General features: G+C 69.9%; 18 protein-coding genes, 1 tRNA gene and 1 pseudogene. 13 read left to right on the forward strand and 7 right to left on the reverse strand.

The annotated features are described in order from the left end of the window. Nucleotides 1-233: 233 nt before the first annotated feature. Nucleotides 234-1,718, reverse strand: coding sequence for an endo-1,4-beta-xylanase (locus ACFRAV_RS24165; RefSeq protein WP_382558349.1), 1,485 nt, complete (start codon nt 1,716-1,718; stop codon nt 234-236). Nucleotides 1,719-2,449: 731 nt separating this feature from the next. Here ACFRAV_RS24165 and ACFRAV_RS24170 point away from each other — a divergent pair. The 4 genes from ACFRAV_RS24170 to ACFRAV_RS24185 all read left to right on the forward strand — a co-directional run bounded on the left by ACFRAV_RS24170 (nt 2,450) and on the right by ACFRAV_RS24185 (nt 5,148). Next, nucleotides 2,450-2,803: a helix-turn-helix domain-containing protein gene (locus ACFRAV_RS24170; RefSeq protein ID WP_382558350.1), complete on the forward strand. Its 354-nt coding sequence runs from the start codon at nt 2,450-2,452 to the stop codon at nt 2,801-2,803. Nucleotides 2,804-3,429: 626 nt separating this feature from the next. Then, a complete protein-coding gene (locus ACFRAV_RS24175) occupies nt 3,430-3,708 on the forward strand; it encodes a type II toxin-antitoxin system Phd/YefM family antitoxin (protein ID WP_382558351.1) in 279 nt (92 codons plus the stop codon). Beyond that, entirely contained in the window at nt 3,705-3,971 is a 267-nt protein-coding gene (locus ACFRAV_RS24180) for a Txe/YoeB family addiction module toxin (RefSeq protein ID WP_382558352.1), read from the forward strand. Before ACFRAV_RS24175 ends, ACFRAV_RS24180 begins: the two co-directional genes overlap by 4 nt. Before the next feature lie 409 nt (nt 3,972-4,380). Continuing rightward, entirely contained in the window at nt 4,381-5,148 is a 768-nt protein-coding gene (locus tag ACFRAV_RS24185; protein WP_382558353.1) for a hypothetical protein, read from the forward strand. 144 nt (nt 5,149-5,292) lie between these two features. On the opposite strand, the gene ACFRAV_RS24190 is transcribed toward ACFRAV_RS24185, so the two are convergent. The 3 genes from ACFRAV_RS24190 to ACFRAV_RS24200 all read right to left on the reverse strand — a co-directional run bounded on the left by ACFRAV_RS24190 (nt 5,293) and on the right by ACFRAV_RS24200 (nt 7,122). Beyond that, nucleotides 5,293-5,739: a heme-binding protein gene (locus ACFRAV_RS24190; RefSeq protein ID WP_382558354.1), complete on the reverse strand. Its 447-nt coding sequence runs from the start codon at nt 5,737-5,739 to the stop codon at nt 5,293-5,295. A gap of 66 nt (nt 5,740-5,805) precedes the next feature. Next, nucleotides 5,806-6,126, reverse strand: coding sequence for an NIPSNAP family protein (locus ACFRAV_RS24195; RefSeq protein WP_382558355.1), 321 nt, complete (start codon nt 6,124-6,126; stop codon nt 5,806-5,808). Nucleotides 6,127-6,156: 30 nt separating this feature from the next. Further along, entirely contained in the window at nt 6,157-7,122 is a 966-nt protein-coding gene (locus ACFRAV_RS24200) for an NADP-dependent oxidoreductase (RefSeq protein WP_382558370.1), read from the reverse strand. A gap of 126 nt (nt 7,123-7,248) precedes the next feature. Here ACFRAV_RS24200 and ACFRAV_RS24205 point away from each other — a divergent pair, with 126 nt between their 5' ends. Then, nucleotides 7,249-8,229, forward strand: coding sequence for a GlxA family transcriptional regulator (locus ACFRAV_RS24205; protein WP_382558356.1), 981 nt, complete (start codon nt 7,249-7,251; stop codon nt 8,227-8,229). 285 nt (nt 8,230-8,514) lie between these two features. Here ACFRAV_RS24205 and ACFRAV_RS24210 read toward each other — a convergent pair. Beyond that, nucleotides 8,515-8,919, reverse strand: a pseudogene (locus tag ACFRAV_RS24210) (NAD(P)-dependent oxidoreductase); the annotation flags it as partial. Between the two features lie 75 nt (nt 8,920-8,994). Beyond that, on the reverse strand, nt 8,995-9,141 hold the full coding sequence (locus ACFRAV_RS24215; RefSeq protein ID WP_382558357.1) for a hypothetical protein: 147 nt from the start codon (nt 9,139-9,141) through the stop codon (nt 8,995-8,997). Nucleotides 9,142-9,453: 312 nt separating this feature from the next. Here ACFRAV_RS24215 and ACFRAV_RS24220 point away from each other — a divergent pair, with 312 nt between their 5' ends. The 5 genes from ACFRAV_RS24220 to ACFRAV_RS24240 are packed head-to-tail and all read left to right on the forward strand — an operon-like array spanning nt 9,454 to nt 13,910. Then, on the forward strand, nt 9,454-10,191 hold the full coding sequence (locus ACFRAV_RS24220) for an ABC transporter ATP-binding protein (RefSeq protein ID WP_382558358.1): 738 nt from the start codon (nt 9,454-9,456) through the stop codon (nt 10,189-10,191). After that, a complete protein-coding gene (locus tag ACFRAV_RS24225; RefSeq protein WP_382558359.1) occupies nt 10,188-11,051 on the forward strand; it encodes a hypothetical protein in 864 nt (287 codons plus the stop codon). Before ACFRAV_RS24220 ends, ACFRAV_RS24225 begins: the two co-directional genes overlap by 4 nt. Nucleotides 11,052-11,062: 11 nt before the next feature. Next, complete coding sequence (locus tag ACFRAV_RS24230) at nt 11,063-11,836, forward strand: hypothetical protein (protein ID WP_382558360.1); 774 nt, start codon at nt 11,063-11,065, stop codon at nt 11,834-11,836. 17 nt (nt 11,837-11,853) lie between these two features. Beyond that, the gene (locus tag ACFRAV_RS24235; protein WP_382558361.1) at nt 11,854-13,236 is read left to right on the forward strand and encodes a sensor histidine kinase; all 1,383 of its coding nucleotides are present in this window, start codon (nt 11,854-11,856) and stop codon (nt 13,234-13,236) included. After that, nucleotides 13,233-13,910, forward strand: a complete 678-nt coding sequence (locus ACFRAV_RS24240) for a response regulator (protein WP_382558362.1) — start codon at nt 13,233-13,235, stop codon at nt 13,908-13,910. The genes ACFRAV_RS24235 and ACFRAV_RS24240 overlap by 4 nt, the downstream gene beginning before the upstream one ends. Nucleotides 13,911-14,117: 207 nt before the next feature. Here ACFRAV_RS24240 and ACFRAV_RS24245 read toward each other — a convergent pair. After that, nucleotides 14,118-14,191 (reverse strand) — tRNA-Gly (locus ACFRAV_RS24245). 307 nt (nt 14,192-14,498) lie between these two features. On the opposite strand from ACFRAV_RS24245, the gene ACFRAV_RS24250 reads away from it, so the two are divergent. The 3 genes from ACFRAV_RS24250 (at nt 14,499) to ACFRAV_RS24260 (ending at nt 15,848) form a co-directional block, all read left to right on the forward strand. Beyond that, on the forward strand, nt 14,499-14,678 hold the full coding sequence (locus ACFRAV_RS24250; protein WP_351115058.1) for a hypothetical protein: 180 nt from the start codon (nt 14,499-14,501) through the stop codon (nt 14,676-14,678). Nucleotides 14,679-14,751: 73 nt separating this feature from the next. After that, a complete protein-coding gene (dcd, locus tag ACFRAV_RS24255; protein WP_351114888.1) occupies nt 14,752-15,327 on the forward strand; it encodes a dCTP deaminase in 576 nt (191 codons plus the stop codon). A 14-nt stretch (nt 15,328-15,341) separates the two neighbouring features. Continuing rightward, nucleotides 15,342-15,848, forward strand: coding sequence for a phosphoribosyltransferase (locus ACFRAV_RS24260; RefSeq protein WP_351114887.1), 507 nt, complete (start codon nt 15,342-15,344; stop codon nt 15,846-15,848). The last annotated feature ends 63 nt before the right edge of the window (nt 15,849-15,911 follow it).

A 15,911-nucleotide genomic window follows, 5' to 3' on the forward strand; every position in this document is an offset into this window, starting at 1 on the left:
GCGTACTTGTGCGTGAGCAGCGCGAGACCGGGCGTGGCGACAAGTAAACCCCAGGCCGACGACCTGGGGTTTCTCGTTGCGCGCCCGTTTTTCCGTCCTCCAGACCACAAAAACGGGCGCACCGTGTCCTCGCCGTCCTTGGCGCACCGCCGCGGCTGAGCGGCCGCGCCGGCATCCCGGGGTGCCCGACCCTGGCTCACCGGGTCGGGCACCCTGTGCGGGACGTGCTTCGCTCAGCTACGGGTCCAGTTCTGGTTGCTGCTGCCGGAGCAGGAGTAGAGCTGGATCAGGGTGCCGTTGCCGGTTCCGGCGCCGACGGCGTCGAGGCACAGGCCGGACTCGACGCCGGTGATGGAGCCGTTGGAGTTGAGGCGCCACTTCTGGTTGTCGCCGCCCCAGCAGGAGTAGATCTGGACCTTGGCGCCGTTTCCGGTGCCGGCGGCGTCCAGGCACTTGTTGCCGTAGACCCTGAGCTCACCGGCCGCGGTGAACGACCACTGCTGGTTGGTGCCGTTGCCGCAGTCCCACAGCTGGACCTGGGTGCCGTCGGTGGTGCTGGAGTTGGGCACGTCGACGCAGCGGCCCGAGCCCACGCCCTTGATCTGACCGGCGCCCGAGGGAGAGGTGGGCGTCGACGTGGGCGTCGAGGTCGGCGTGGCGGTGGGTGTGGGGCCGGGGGTGGAGGTGCCGCTGTTGAGGGCGTTGAGGACGGCGGTGTAGGCGGCCTTCTTGCTGCCGTCGTTGTTGAACAGCAGCGGGGTGTCGCTCGACCGCCACGAGTCGCTGTCGCGCACGCCCCAGACGGTGATGCCCAGGCAGCGCGAGACGGCCAGGCAGTCGTTGACCACGGCGGCGTAGGTCGTGGACGAGGCGCCCTGGATGTCGAGTTCGGTGATCGCCACGTCGACGCCGAGGGCGGCGAAGTTCTGCAGCGTGGTGCGGAAGTTGCTGTTGTAGGGGCTGCCGCTGTTGAAGTGCGACTGGAAGCCCACGCAGTCGATCGGCACGCCGCGCGACTTGAAGTCCTTGACCATGTTGTACATGGCCTGCGTCTTGGCCCAGGTCCAGTTCTCGACGTTGTAGTCGTTGTAGCAGAGCTTGGCGGCCGGGTCGGCGGCCCGCGCGGTGCGGAAGGCCACCTCGATCCAGTCGTTGCCGGTGCGCTGCAGGTTGGAGTCGCGCCGCGCTCCCGAACTTCCGTCCTCGAACGCCTCGTTCACGACGTCCCACTGGGCGATCTTGCCCTTGTAGTGGCCCATCACGCCGTTGATGTGGTCGATCATCGCCTGGCGCAGCGTGCTGCCGCTGAGGTTCTGCATCCAGCTCGGCTGCTGGGAGTGCCAGGCCAGGGTGTGACCGCGCACCTGCTTGCCGTTCTGCGTCGCCCAGTTGAAGACGCGGTCGGCGGAGGTGAAGTTGAACTGACCGCGCTGCGGCTCGGTCGCGTCGATCTTCATCTCGTTCTCGGCCGTCACCATGTTGAACTCGCGGTTGGCGATCGACGTGTAGGTCGAGTCGCCCAGCTTGCCCGAGGCGATCGCGGTGCCGAAGTAGCGGCCGTTCTGCTTGGCGGCGGCGCCGAGCGTGCTCTCGGCGGCGCTCGCGTTCGACGGTCCGACCAGTGCGGTGGCCAGGCCGACGGCGCCAACGACCAGGGCCAGCACCGGGCCGCGGATCCTTCGGCGGATGTCGGATGTGGGGAGGGCGTACGAGCCCATGACTTTGCCTCCAAGGCGGGTATCGCGGATGAACGGCAGAACGGAAGAACTGACACCGAGGGCTGAAGGGCTGGGCCGCGGGGGAACGCCCCTGGTCGCCCTGATGGGGCGGCCGATGCGGACCGGAAGCGGGTGACGCGGGGTCATGTCCCGTCAGGGACCTGCGGCGGTTGCCGGCGGTGTTGTGACACGAACTTGGCGTACCTCACCGGACCAGATGATGTGTGGGGGCGGTCGGGCGCGTGCTGCGGTGCGGGTCTGTGGTGCCTGCAGGGGCACCTGCGGCCGTCTGTGGCCAGTCGTTCCAGTGGTGGATGATTGCGGTGCTGCAGGGGGCCGTCAATGCACTCGGCAGAAAAATATTTCTCTCCGGCGACCGAAACTTTCGATCTGCTGTTGTTCCGGTTGGCGCGCCGGATGTGCCGGCCCACGCGTCAGTCAGGCCATAGGGAGACAGGGAAAGGCTGCCGTGCACCCACTCTTTCCCTCGTGGGGAGCCGCCGCACCGGTGCGGGATTCGGCCGTAGAACCTGGGGGCACACGGCTTGTGGCACCGAGATGCCCGAGCCCTCTTCGAAATGTTTCGACGCGTCTCCGCTGCCGGTGACGGGCGGCCCATGTCGGCGCGTCGAGACGTGAAAGGGGTCTCCCGTGTCGAGCCGCCTGGGTCTTGATCTGTTTCCGCAGCCGGAGCGCCGGGCCCGGGTGCCGGAAGGCGGCCGCGGTCGCCCATGGGCCGGCTTCCCACGGTGCGCGAGGTGGTGGAGCGGGTGGCGAGGATCGGCGCGGCTGGTGTCAGGCCCGCCGATGTGGAAGCCGGCTCCCTGCGCCTCCTGGCCGAGGCGCGCGGTCACCAGCTGGCAGAGGCGCGGCGGCAGTCCGGCCTTGCTCAGCGTGACGTCGCTACCCGGATGGGGGTCAGCGTCGCGAGGGTGTCCCAGATCGAGCACGGCGAGAGCGCCACCCTGGACGTCATCGCCCGTTACGTCGAAGCGCTCGGCGGGAGGCTCGACCTGGTCGCCGACTTCGGCGACCACACCCTGCGTATGCCGGCCAGCCGTGAGCAGGGTGCCGCGGCAGCGTAGCTGCGGCTTCCGTGCGTGTTGGGAGATACCACAATCACCGTCGGCTGTGACGAACTGCTGGGCTGCCGAACTCGATGACTCTCGGATTGCCAGCGATTGTGCCGCGGGTCTGTTCAGGCTGGCCCACAGCGGCGGACGTGAGAATGAAGTGCGCTCACAGTGAGCACTTCGACTGTTGTGCGAGGTGCGTGTCGCTTGGAGACATCACTCCTTCATGGGGCCGACGCGGGACTGGTGACAGCAGTGCGTGGTGATGGCGTGTCACCCGCGCCCCGTCGAGAAGGGGTGGGGGTGATGTGGAGCGCCTGCTCCGGGTTGGGTAGGCGGCAGACCTCCGGTGCCGGGTTGCGACTGTGCATGGGATCTTCAACCTGCACGTTCGGCGGCTCGCAGAGGCGGACACGGACCTTGAGCCGGCGATGCAGGCGTTCCAGTACCTCTTGGGCCGACGCAGATGTGTACGGGGGGTGTGGACCGGCATCCCGGCCTCGAGGGAAGCGATGAACCACGCGGAGGCACCAGGGTTCTGGAGGTGCTGCACCATGTCGTACGCAATGTCGTACGTCTGTGGTACCGTTTTCCGTACTGACGGCTAAGGTCGGAGAGAAAGAGGAGGAGAGGGGCCCGTGACCATAAGCGCAAGCGAGGCTCGCCAGCGTCTCTACCCCCTGCTCAAGCAGGTGAACGACGATCACGCGCCCGTGCGGATCTCCTCGAAGCAGGGCAACGCGGTCCTCATGTCCGAAGAGGACTTCGACGCCTGGCAGGAAACCATGTATCTCTTGTCCACGCCTGCCAACGCGACTCGGCTGCTCGCTGCCGTCGCCCGCGACAAGGCTGGGCAGGAAGCCACCGTCACCACCACGGTGGACGAGCTTCGTGAGATGGCCGAGGGCTCTGGGTGAGGGACATCACCTGGAGCTCGGAGGCGTGGGACGACCTCACCTACTGGATGGGCCAGGATCGCAAGACGCTGCGCCGCGTCGTTCGTCTGGTCGAGGAAATCCAGCGCACCCCGGACGAAGGGATGGGCAAGCCGGAACCGCTGAAAGGCAACCTGTCCGGCTACTGGTCGCGGCGCGTGGACGATGTCAACCGCATCGTTTACCGGTGGGACGACAAGGCAGTGAAGATCATCAAGGCCCGATTCCACTACAGCGATCACTGACCGGCCTCGCCGCTGGAGTGTGATCAGCGTTGTGACGCTGAGTGTGGCGGAAGTGCCCAGTCGCGATGGTGCGCGGCGGACCGCCTGGGACACCTCTGGCCCTCCACCTCACCTGGCCAGAGTCTCTGCTCCCTCAGGAGGGACGAGGTGCTTCGCGAGGCCGCGACCCGGCCTGCTTCCCCGTGGGGGTGAGGCGACAGGCGCAACCGCCGGTCCGCGGCGGCACCATGGAGACTCGCCCCTCGGGAGTCGATGTCAGTCGTCCCGACTACGGTCTGCCCATGGAAGACCAGCGACCGCCTCGTCTTCCGGCGGACAGCACAACCTGTGCGCCCAGTCTGCGGTTCCCGGGGAACTGGAAGCGCGGGTGGGCGTGTCCCGTTCGCCGACACGAACCCTGACCGCGGGCATGCCCGAACACCCCGGAGGTCACGCCGTCATGCTCGACGACATGCAGGTGCTGCACGACGCCGTACGGGACTACCGAACGGCGGCGACGTCCCTGGGTCTTCCCTGGCCCGAGCCCGATGACGGTCCCGGTGGGCCCGTGCCGCCACCCGCGCCCGACGTGGTCCACCGGATCTTCGATGTCGACCACGTCGCCGAGCAGCTGAGCTGGCTCCACGCCCGGGGCTGGGAGGAGCGAGCGCCGCTGCCCGAGGCCGGTTGGCTGTTTCCCTGGCCGACCGAGGCGAACGTGGACGAGATGTTCGGCTACTTGTCGTTGTCTGCAGGTGCCCCGTTCCCCTGGCGGCACCAGTTGCCGCTGATCTGGTTCAACAAACTCGTCTACACCTTCGTCCTCGCCGGCGACCACGAGGGCGAGATCTGGCGCTACGAGATCGAGCCGGACACCAACGGCCCGGTGCGGGCGGCCACCAGCCTCGCCGCACTGTTCACCCAGTGGACGAGGGCGATCCGAGCCGGCCTGATGCGTTTCGACGATCCCTTCATCTGGGTCGGCGAAGACAGCTGGAGCGACGACGCCCTGGTCCAAGCGCTTCAGGAGGCGCGACTCGACCCGGTGGCCTTCCCTCTGCACTTGTTCGGCACTCCGGTCGAACGGGCCCGACAGATCGAGAGCGGCGTTGACATGGCCACCATCGACCGCGGCTTCGGGGCCTGGGAGGAACTGGACGACGAGATCGACCGGGTCCGGGCCACCCTGAGGTGGTGAACCGAGCTCTGGGGCTTCAGCCCGGTGACGTCGCACGTGCGCCACGAGGACCCGTACCACCTGGTGCGGGTCTTCGTGGCGCACGTGTCGGCCTGTGCCCTGGCGGAGCGCCGGTCAGTCACGGGCCGACCCTCCGGCGGCCGGTCAGTGACCGGGCAGTTCGAACCCGAGGGCGGCCAGGGCCTCCTCGGCGGCCTGCTGGTCCTGGTCGTAGGTGCCACCGGATATCCCCAGCCCTCCTATGTACCGGCCGTTCTCGATGATCGGGTAGCCGCCGCCGACGGCCATCACACGAGGGTGGCCGCCCAGCGGCGCGATCCGCGGGTTGGCGAGCAGGTCGTTCCACGTGTGGGTGGGGATGCGGAAGGAGGCCGCGGTCCAGGCCTTGTCGAGGGCGACCTCGGCGGTGAGGAAGGGCGCGTCGTCGGCCCGGTCGAATGCCTTCAGATGTCCGCCCTGGTCGGTGACGGCGACGGCCGCCGTGAAGCCGATCCGCGCGGCGGCGGTGTGTACCGCCGCGCTGAGTGTGCTGGCGGCGGCTTGGGTGATTGACGAGGCGGGGGCCGACTTCTGGAGTGTCCCGGTGCTCATGATGGTTCCTTTGTTGCGGTGCGGTGCGGTGCGGTGCGGTGGCGGATGAAGCGGCCGTGAGCCGGGTCACCGCAGGGGTGAGGCCGGGGTGGGGACCACGCGGGTGACGACGGTCTTCTCGGGGATCAGCAGGCCGTGGACGACCGGCCCGATCTCGTTCTTCCAGCTGTCGTGCTGGTAGACGGCCGCGTACAGGGCTTCGCTCTGGGCCTCTTCCTCGAACCGGCGGATCCACACGTATCCGTCCTCGTCCTGGGCATCGACGAAGGAGGCGGTCACGTCCATACCCAGCGAGGCCTGGAACGGGATGACCACGTTCTCCATGTAACGCACCCACTCCTCGCGACGCCCGGGCCGGGCCTGGTAGCGGCGGATTTCGTAGTACACGGCGCTGCTCCGAACTGCTGGCGAGGGTGGTCAGTCGGCGACGGTGAGAACGATCTTGCCGCGGGTGCGGCCGGCCTCGACGCGGGCGTGGGCCGCGCCGGCCTGCTCCAGCGGGAAGGTCTCCTCCACCTCGACGGCGATCTCACCGGCGTCGATGAGGCCTGCGATCGTGGTCAGGGCTGTGCCGTCCGGCTCGACCAGGTACGGGGTGGCCCGCACCCCGGCCGCCTCGGCGGCCGTGATCAGCTCCGGGGAGACGCCGGACGGGACGGCGACCAGCAGGCCGCCCGGGCGCAGGACCTTGAGCGAGCGGGCGCTGGTCCGGTCATGGGCGTCGCCCACCAGGTCGATGACGACGTCGACGTCCTTGACGACGTCCTCGAAGCGGGTGGTGGTGTAGTCGATGGTCTCGTCGGCGCCGAGTTCCTTGAGCCAGGGGTGGCGGGCGGCGCTGGCGGTGGCGATCACGTGGGCGCCCAGGTGCCGGGCGAACTGGACCGCGAAGTGGCCCACCCCGCCGGCGGCGGCCGTGATCAGGACGCGCTGGCCGGCCTGGACGTGGGCGGTGTCGACCACGGTCTGCCAGGCGGTCAGCGCCGCCAGCGGTACGGCGGCCGCGTGCTTGTGGTCCAAGGTGGCCGGCTTGCGGGCCCACTGGCGGGCCGGGGCGGTCACGTACTCGGCGTAGCCGCCGGCGGCACGCGGGAACCACGGCATGCCGTACACCTCGTCGCCGGGCGCGAGGGTGGTGACGCCGAAGCCGACCTCCTCGACGACACCGGAGACGTCCCAGCCCAGGACCAGCGGGAGCGTCTGCAGCCCCGCCATGCCCTGACCCTCGCGGGTCTTCCAGTCCACCGGGTTGACGCCGGCGGCATGCACTCGCACCAGCACCTCGGTCGGCAGCGGCTCGGGGCGCACGACCTCCTCGACGGTCAGCGCCTCCGGCCCGCCGAACTCCTTGACGGTGACAGCCCGCATGGTGTGCTCGCTCATGTTGTCCTCGCTCATGTCCGTCTCACTGTTCTTTTGCCGGGACCGCGGTCCCGGCAAAAGAACAGTGGCGTGTGCTCACGGAGGCGAGTGAGTGGCCGGAGGGTCACCTGTCGTACCATTCCGGCCATGCCGCATCGTGTTGCCGTTCTCGCCCTCGACGGAGTCCTGCCGCTGGACCTGGGCATCCCGGCGCGGGTGTTCAACGAGGCCTGTGAACCGGACGGGACTCGTCTGTACTCCGTCGTCACCTGCTCCCTCGGCGGCCGGCCGGTACGCACGCACGAGGACTACCGGATCGTCGTCGACCACGACGAGTCGGCGCTGGAGACTGCGGACACCGTCGTTCTGGCCACGCAGGAGCCCGGCGAGCACCTGCTCGCGACCGGCGCGCTCCCCGAGGAACTCGCCGCGGTGCTGGACCGGATAGGGCCGCGGACCCGCATCGTCAGCCTGTGTACCTCGGCCTTCCTGCTCGCGGCGGCCGGTCTGCTGGACGGCCGGCGGGCCACCACGCACTGGGCGCTGTGTGACGCGCTGGCGCGGCTGTTCCCCGACGTCGAGGTCGATCCGGACGTGCTGTTCGTCGACAACGGACGCATCCTGACGTCCGCCGGCGGAGCGGCCGGCATCGACCTGTGCCTGCACCTGGTCCGTCTGGACCACGGGGCGGCGGTCGCCTCGGCCGCCGCGCGACGCTGCGTGGTGGCGCCGTGGCGCGAGGGCGGGCAGGCGCAGTTCATCGAGCACCCGGTTCCGCAGGACACCGACCGTTCCACTTCGGCGACCCGGCAGTGGGCGCTGGACCGGCTCGCCGAGCCGATCACACTGGAGGACATGGCCCGGCACGCGCACATGAGTGTGCGCACCTTCACCCGGCGGTTCCGCGGCGAGGTGGGCAGCAGCCCGCTGAAGTGGCTGGCGCAGCGGCGGCTGGCCCACGCGCGCCTGCTGCTGGAGTCCACCGACCTCACCGTCGCGCGGATCGCCACCGCTTGCGGCTTCGGTGACCCCGTCGCACTGCGCAAGCACTTCCACACGTACCTGGGCCTGTCGCCACTGGCCTACCGTCGCGCCCACAACGCACCGGAGCCGATGAAGGCACGGTGACCGCCCAGCCGGGCCATGGCCGTGACAACACCTTCAGCCGCCGGGCGCATCAAGTACGTCTCCGACGTCTTCGACATGTGCGTGGCCCGCTTACCGGTCTGGACAACAAAGAACCCCGGGTCTTCGACCTGAGGGCTTCGCACGGAGCGGGTGACGAGAATCGAACTCGCGCTCCCAGCTTGGGAAGAGATGGGCGCTTGGCACGTTGCAGGGCTGTGACCTGTGTCTTTGCCTGCCGTGCGGGGGTTGCCGCTGATGTCTGGAGTCGCCGCTGGAGACCCCTGTTCACCGCCTGAACGGGCACGCGGAGGGCACGCGACCAGGGTGCCGTTGTGCCACCGTGAAGTGCCGCTCGGCTCCTGGGCTCTCGAATTCGTCCAGCACGGCTACGGCCAAGTCCTCGGCGCTGATGCGGGACTTCCCGTCTGGGCCGATGAGCAAGGTGTCTGTGCTGCGCCGGTACCGGCCGGGGCGGGTGCCGGGTTCCAGCAGAGCCGGCGGGCTCAGGTAGACCCAGTCGGCACCGGAGTGGGCCCCGCAGGTCCGCAGCTGGGCAACTCCGGCGGCGGCCACGGCGCGGTACTCGGCGGGCACGTACACGGGGTTGTCGGCGACCGGCAGGTCCGGGGCGCCGGGGCTGCGCAGGGCGCCGGCGCCGCCGACCACCAGGACGCGGATCCCCAGCCGGGCCAGTTGCGCACGGTCACCCTCTGAGGTGGAAGCGGTCCGTCGGGGACTGGCCCGCTTCGGCGGTGGGCGGGCGGCTCAGCGTACGTACAGCTTGAGGATCTCCGTCTCCAGGGTGATGCCGAGGATCAGTGAGCCGAACGGTTCGCCCACCCGGTGGGCGATCACGTCGGCATGATGCACCGCGGCGAGCACCGTGCCGGCCAGGGCAGCCGATATCAGCACGACGGCCCCGGGCGGCACGCTGCGGCCCCCAGGTGAAAAGCAGGACGGCCACCGCGAGGCACGGCGCCGCGACGAGGACGACCGAGCGGGTGGCGGTTCGAGAGGGCGTCGAGTTGGCGGACGGTGTTCTGGTCGGCCGAACTGACGCGGACGTAGGGGACGATCAAGGCCGGGAGTCCCGCACCTCCTCCTGAAGGACGAGGCGCGCCGGAAGCTGATCTCGTCCGCAGGCAGGTGCTGGCGGCGCGGCTCGGGTTCTTACCGTCGTGTCCGGCCGGAGGAAGCAGAACTTCGGCAGGACTGGGAGGTCACGTGATTCAGGTGCAGGCTCTCACGAAGCGGTATGGACCACACACCCCCGTGGACGGGCTGACGTTCACGGCCCCGCGGGGAGCAGTCACCGGGTTCCTCGGCCCGAACGGTGCCGGTAAGTCGACCACGATGCGGATGATCGTCGGACTGGAGCGGCCCATGTCCGGCACCGCGACGGTGGACGGCCTGCGCTACGCGGACCTGAGCGCTCCGCTGCGCTCCGTGGGAACGATGCTCGACGCCCGCTCGGTCCACCCGGGACGCACGGGGTTCCGGCACCTCATGGCGATGGCGCGTACGCACGGCATCCCGCGGTCCCGCGTCGAGGAGGTCATCGGACTGACCGGCCTGGAGTCGGTGGCCGGACGCCGCACCGGGACGTTCTCACTGGGAATGGGGCAGCGGCTCGGTATCGCCGGTGCGCTGCTCGGCGACCCGGGCACGCTGATCCTGGACGAGCCGGTCAACGGCCTCGACCCGGACGGCGTCCTGTGGGTACGTCACCTCGTCAAGGACCTCGCTGCCGAGGGCCGTACCGTGCTGCTCTCCTCGCATCTCGTGCACGAGCTCGCGCTGTGCGCCGACCGTGTCGTCGTCATCGGCAGAGGCCGCCTGCTCGCCGACGCGGCCTTGGGGGAGCTTGCACCCGGCACCGTGTCGCTCGAGGACGCGTACCTGCAGCTGACCGCGGGCTCGGTCGAGTACCGGGCCGGCGCTGCCGAGGGAGGGGCCCGATGAGCGTGCGCGGTCGCGGTGCGACCCTCCCGCGTGTCGTCGCAGCGGAGTGGACGAAGCTGACGAGCCTGCGTTCCACCTGGTGGGCCGCGCTCGCCTCGGTGGCGGCGTCCGCGGCACTGACGTATCTGTCGGCCGACGCCTCGTCGGGTGACCCGGGTTACGACCCGCTGGGCGACCTCACCGCCGGACTCATGCTCACGCAGCTCGGACCGCTGGTGTTGGGCGTCCTGGCCGGGACCGGCGAGTTCAGCACGGGAGGTTTCCGCACGACCTTCGTCGCCGTGCCGTGGCGCCGGCGCGTGCTCGCCGCCCAGACGGCCGCCGTCGCCGGGTTCGCGCTGCTCGTGGCCGTGGCCTCGGTCGTTGCGGCCGTCCTGGCGATCCTTCCCGCGGCGTCGTCCCGAAACCTGCCGGTGAACCTGACCGAGGGGTCGACGCCGCGGGAACTGGCCGGGATGGTGCTGCTCCTCACCGGATTGGCCCTGTTCGGGCTCGCCGTCGGGGCGCTGGTTCGCCGGGTGGTTCCTGCGCTGGTCACCGTCGTCGGCCTGACCCTCATCCTCCCCGTGGTGCTGACACTGGCCGTCGAGCCTGGCGGCAGCACATTCGTCGAGCCTGGCGGCAGCACGTTCGTCGAGGGTGTCACGCCGCAGGAGACGGTGGTGAACACGATCACGACGCTGCTGCCTTCAGGCGCTGGTGGGCTTCTGGTGACGTCGTCCGGCGCCTTCGCGATGCCTGGCGCGCCGGACCTCGGTGCCGTCGGCGGCGGGCTCGTGCTTGCCGCCTGGGCCCTTGCCCCGCTCGCTGCCGCCGCTCTGCGCCTGCGTCTGCGTCTGCGTCTGGAGGATGTGACGTGAAGAGTTCGCCTGTGACCTTCCTGCGCGTGCTCACCTCGGAGGGCGACAAGATGACCAGCGTGCGGACATTTCGGTGGACGGTGCTGAGTTGCGTGGCGGTGGCGGCGGCGACGGCCTTCGGGCTGAGCCTGTTCGCCCGGCCGGGCGGCGGCGCCACCGGTGCTTCGTTGGCGGTCGCAGGGTACGTGCTCGCCCAGGTGGGCTTCCTCGCCCTGGGCGTGACGGCGGGATCCGAGGAGTTCCGCACCGGCATGGCCGACGTGACGTTCGTGGCCGTGCCGCGCAGGCTTCCGGTGCTCGCCGCTCAGGCGGTGCTCACGGCGGTGTCGGCCGTCGCCGCTGCCGCTGTCGCACTGGTGGCGTCGATCGCGGTGACGGCCGCACGATGTGACGCCCTGGGGATTCCGTTGAACCTCGCCGACGCCGAGACCGTGCGGATGCTGGTCGGGTTCGTGCTCCACCAGACGGCGCTGGCGCTGGTGGGCCTGGGGCTCGGGGCCCTGTTGCGTCGTCCCGCGGGGGCGTTCGTGACCGCAGTGGTGGGCGTCGTCGTGCTCGACCAGTTCCTCGCCATGAACCCCGGCAGGTTCACCGACACCGTGCGGGCGTTCCTGCCCGGTACAGGGATGCGCCTGCTGACCGGTGACGACCAGCTTGCCGCGCTCGACGCCGCGTCGTCGGGACCCCCTCTGGAAACCTGGGCTGCGGGGCTCCTGGTGGTCGGCTGGGCGACGGTTCTGCTGGTGGCGGCAGCGGCGCGACTTCGTCGGGGGGACATCGCGTGACGGGAGAAGCGGGGATCATGGTCACATCGTCGGCGATCCCGCCGTCCGCCGTGGAGCACACCCTGTTGCTGGGCGGGGTGCAGGTGCGGGGGATCGGACCGGTGCGCAGGTTCTGGGCCGCGCATCCACCCCTCGGGGACGTGGCCTTGGTCCTCACGGGCGTCGGGGTGTTCGGCATCCTGGGTGCCGCTCTGGTCGGAGACACCGTCGACGGCATCGTCGCACTGGGCTACTACCCGCCCGGCGGTGCCGAACACTGGGCGGTCCCGTCTGCCTGGCTCGCCGGCGCCGTCCTCGGGGCGGGACTGCTGCTCGTGCGGCGACGGTGGCCGATCGTCGTCCTGGTCGTGCTGACCGTCGTCGCCGGCGCCTCACTCATGACGGCGGGCGTCACAGGTGTCCTCGGCCTCTACCTGGGATTCTCGGCGGCCGCGGTCGCGTCGTCCCGGGACGCGCGGACCACCTGGCTGCTCGTCACCGCCGTCGCCGTGACGATGTCGGCGGCCCTGTGGTGGCTCCAGGAGATCGGCATCCTCGAGATGTTCCTGTGGACCGGGTACTACGCCGAGGACCCGTACTGGCACCTGGCCAAGCCCCCGTTCTCGCCGGAACGCCGGATCGTGTCGATCGTCCTGCTGCTGGTCACCCTGCTGGCTGGGGTCCTGGTCGGCTTCGCCGCCCGGGACCGCCGTCAGCATGCTCACGACATCGAGGAACGTTACCGGGCGGTCGCCCGGGAGCGGGACACGTCCGCGGCGCTCGCCCGCACGGCGGAGCGCGAACGCCTCGCCCGTGAGATGCACGACGTCGTCGCGCACTCCGTGTCCGTGATGATCGCACTCTCCGACGGTGCGGCGGCCGCGTTCGACCGGGCACCGGACGCCTCACGCGAGGCGCTGGGCGAACTGTCCCGCACCGGCCGCGAAGCTCTCGCCGACATGCAACGCGTGCTCGGCGCCCTCGAACCCGCGGACGCCACCCCGCAAGGGGCGGACCTCGACTCGGTCGTGCGCCGCTTCCGCACCGCAGGGATGCCCGTGTCGGCCACCGGGCTCGACACGCCCCTGCCCTCCGACACGGCACTGCGGCTGGCCGTGACACGCATCGTCACCGAGGCGCTCACGAACGTGCTGCGGCACGCGCCCGGCGCGCCTGCCGTGTCGGTCGCGGTGCGGCGCACCCCGTCAACGGTCGAGGTCGACGTCGTCAACGAAGCAGGCACCGGCCCGGGCACGGGCAGTGGCACGGAACGCGGCATCGTCGGCATGCGGGAGCGGGCCGCACTGTTGGGCGGTCATATGATGGTGGGCCCGCGCGCCGCGGGCGGCTGGCAGGTGCATGTGGAGCTGCCGTGCCCCGACGCGGTGCCCGGCACTGTCGCGGAGGACGGCCCCCGATGATCACGGTCCTGCTCGTGGACGACCAGGCGCTCCTGCGCATGGGCTTCCGGCTCGCCATCGATTCCGAGCCCGACCTGACCGTCGTCGGCGAGGCCGCGGACGGCCGGGTGGCACTCGAACAGGTCGCCACCCTCGCCCCCGACGTCGTCGTCATGGACGTGCGGATGCCGGGCATGGACGGCATCGAGGCCACCCGCAGGATTGCGGCGGAGCATCCCGCGACCCGCGTGCTTGTGGTCACCACGTTCGACGTCGACGAGTACGCGTTCGCCGCGCTGCGCGGCGGCGCGAGCGGGTTCCTGATCAAGAGTGCCCGGCCTGAGGAGCTCGCCGAGGCGATCCGCACCGTGGCGTCGGGCAGTTCCGTGGTCGCGCCGCGTGTCGTACGGCGCATGCTCGACCTCTTCGCACACCACCTCCCGCACAGCGCCGACGCGGACCCGCGCGACGACGCCGTCGATCCGAGGCTGCGAGCCCTCACCCCGCGGGAGACCGACGTGCTGCGCGGAGTCGCGGACGGGCTGTCCAACGTGGAGATCGCGGAACGTCTCGTGCTGTCGGTGACGACGGTCAAGACGCACGTCGGCAACGTCCTCGCGAAGTTGGGCGTGCGTGACCGCGTACAGGCCGTCATCGTCGCCTACGAGAGCGGCTTGGTCGGATCTCGTCGCTAAGTTCCAGTCAGGAAGCAGTGGCCGTCGACATGCTGCGCGGTGGCCGCGCATGTGGGAGGCCATGGCTGTCCAGTCTGTGCTGCGGCTTCCAGGAAGCACCCCTGTAGACCGCTGTTGCCCGCCCGTACGGGCACGCGGAGGGCATGGAGCCCTAGAAATGGTCTAAACAACAAACAGACCCCAGGTCGATGACCTGGGGTTTCACTCTGGAGCGGGTGACGAGAATCGAACTCGCGCTCTCAGCTTGGGAAGCTGATGTTCTACCATTAAACTACACCCGCCTGGACGCCGGATCTGTACCGGTGTCGGCGCCCTTACTGTACCCCATCCGAGGCTCCGCGTGCTGTCGCGCGGGGCCTCGTGGCGTTGGGTCTGCGGTGTGGCTCACAGGTGTGCGGAGCGGTGTGCGGGGCACCGGAGTTGGGGCGTACGGTGGGCCGCGCGTGGAGGGCCCCGGCGGGGCCGGCCCGGTCTTCCGGCGGAGCCGGAGAGGGTCGGAGTGCCGCGTGGAGGGTCGTCCCTTTGATCCCGTAATGTGGCTTTCCTCGTCGGGTCTTCCGGTCCGGCGCGGTTCTTTGGGGAAGGGACTTGAACGACTTGATGGAGAGCACCGTCGTCCGTTGTGCCGAAGGGCATGTGTTCACCGCGGCTTCGTTCCCGATGCAGAAGGCCGAGCGTCTCGGCCCCGGCCGGCTGATGCGGTGTCCCCGCTGTGCGCGGCTGCGCAGCGTGGTCCCGGTGTCGGCGGGTCTGCTGCAGAAGCAGTAGGCGGCGCGCAGGAGGCAGGCGTGAGCGCGGGGGTCGTCCGGCAGGGCCGGAGGCCCCCGCGTAGTCTTGCAGCGTGCTTCTCTCAGACCAGGACATCCGTGCCGAGATCGACAAGGGCCGGGTGAAGATCGACCCGTTCGACCCCGCCATGGTGCAGCCGTCGAGTATCGACGTCAGGCTGGACCGCTTCTTCCGGGTCTTCGAGAACCACCGGTACCCGCACATCGACCCGGCGGTCGAGCAGCCGGAGCTGACCCGGCTGGTGGAGCCGGAGGAGGACGAGCCGTTCATCCTCCACCCGGGTGAGTTCGTGCTCGCCTCCACCTACGAGGTGGTGAGCCTGCCGGACGACATCGCCTCCCGGCTGGAGGGCAAGAGCTCGCTGGGCCGTCTCGGCCTGGTCACCCACTCCACCGCCGGCTTCATCGACCCAGGCTTCTCCGGCCACGTGACGCTGGAGCTGTCCAACCTCGCGACGCTGCCGATCAAGCTGTGGCCCGGGATGAAGATCGGCCAGCTGTGCATGTTCCGGCTGAGCTCGCCCGCCGAGTTCCCGTACGGCAGCGAGCGGTACGGCTCGCGGTACCAGGGGCAGCGCGGCCCGACGCCGTCGCGGTCCTTCCTGAACTTCCACCGCACCCAGGTCTGAGGCAGGAGAGCACCATGGCTGACGCGACGGACGTGCGCGAGAACCTGACCTACGAGAAGTTCGGCGTGGCGGTGCGGGAGCTGGCCCACACCATCGCGGAGGACGGCTACCGGCCCGACATGGTGCTGTCCATCGCCCGCGGCGGCGTCTTCGTGGCGGGCGGCCTGGCCTACGCGCTGGACTGCAAGAACCTGCATCTGGTGAACGTCGAGTTCTACACCGGCGTCGGCACCACCCTGGACATGCCGGTCATGCTGGCCCCGGTGCCCAACCTGATCGACTTCTCCGACAAGAAGGTCCTGATCACCGACGACGTCGCCGACACCGGCAAGACGCTCAAGCTGGTCCGCGACTTCTGCCTGGACACGGTCGCCGAGGTGCGCAGCGCGGTGATCTACGAGAAGTCGCACTCCCTGGTGAAGTGCGAGTACGTGTGGAAGCGCACGGACGACTGGATCAACTTCCCGTGGAGTGTCGACAAGCCGGTGGTCAGCCGCGACGGGCAGGTCCTGGACGCCTGACCCCTCCGGCACGGCCCCCTGGACACGGCAGAGGCCCCCGACCGCGTGTGGCGGTCAGGGGCC

It is taken from the genome of Streptomyces sp. NPDC056600, assembly GCF_042792855.1.
Classification (GTDB): Bacteria; Actinomycetota; Actinomycetes; order Streptomycetales; family Streptomycetaceae; genus Streptomyces.

Coding starts and splice junctions, on each gene's coding strand:
- ACFRAV_RS24190 (WP_382558354.1), bottom strand. CDS start 5,739: ATGAGCACCGGGACACTCCAGAAGTCGGCCCCCGCCTCGTCAATCACC.
- ACFRAV_RS24235 (WP_382558361.1), top strand. CDS start 11,854: ATGGTCACATCGTCGGCGATCCCGCCGTCCGCCGTGGAGCACACCCTG.
- ACFRAV_RS24185 (WP_382558353.1), top strand. CDS start 4,381: ATGCCCGAACACCCCGGAGGTCACGCCGTCATGCTCGACGACATGCAG.
- ACFRAV_RS24165 (WP_382558349.1), bottom strand. CDS start 1,718: ATGGGCTCGTACGCCCTCCCCACATCCGACATCCGCCGAAGGATCCGC.
- ACFRAV_RS24240 (WP_382558362.1), top strand. CDS start 13,233: ATGATCACGGTCCTGCTCGTGGACGACCAGGCGCTCCTGCGCATGGGC.
- ACFRAV_RS24205 (WP_382558356.1), top strand. CDS start 7,249: ATGCCGCATCGTGTTGCCGTTCTCGCCCTCGACGGAGTCCTGCCGCTG.
- ACFRAV_RS24225 (WP_382558359.1), top strand. CDS start 10,188: ATGAGCGTGCGCGGTCGCGGTGCGACCCTCCCGCGTGTCGTCGCAGCG.
- ACFRAV_RS24170 (WP_382558350.1), top strand. CDS start 2,450: ATGGGCCGGCTTCCCACGGTGCGCGAGGTGGTGGAGCGGGTGGCGAGG.
- ACFRAV_RS24260 (WP_351114887.1), top strand. CDS start 15,342: ATGGCTGACGCGACGGACGTGCGCGAGAACCTGACCTACGAGAAGTTC.
- ACFRAV_RS24200 (WP_382558370.1), bottom strand. CDS start 7,122: ATGAGCGAGCACACCATGCGGGCTGTCACCGTCAAGGAGTTCGGCGGG.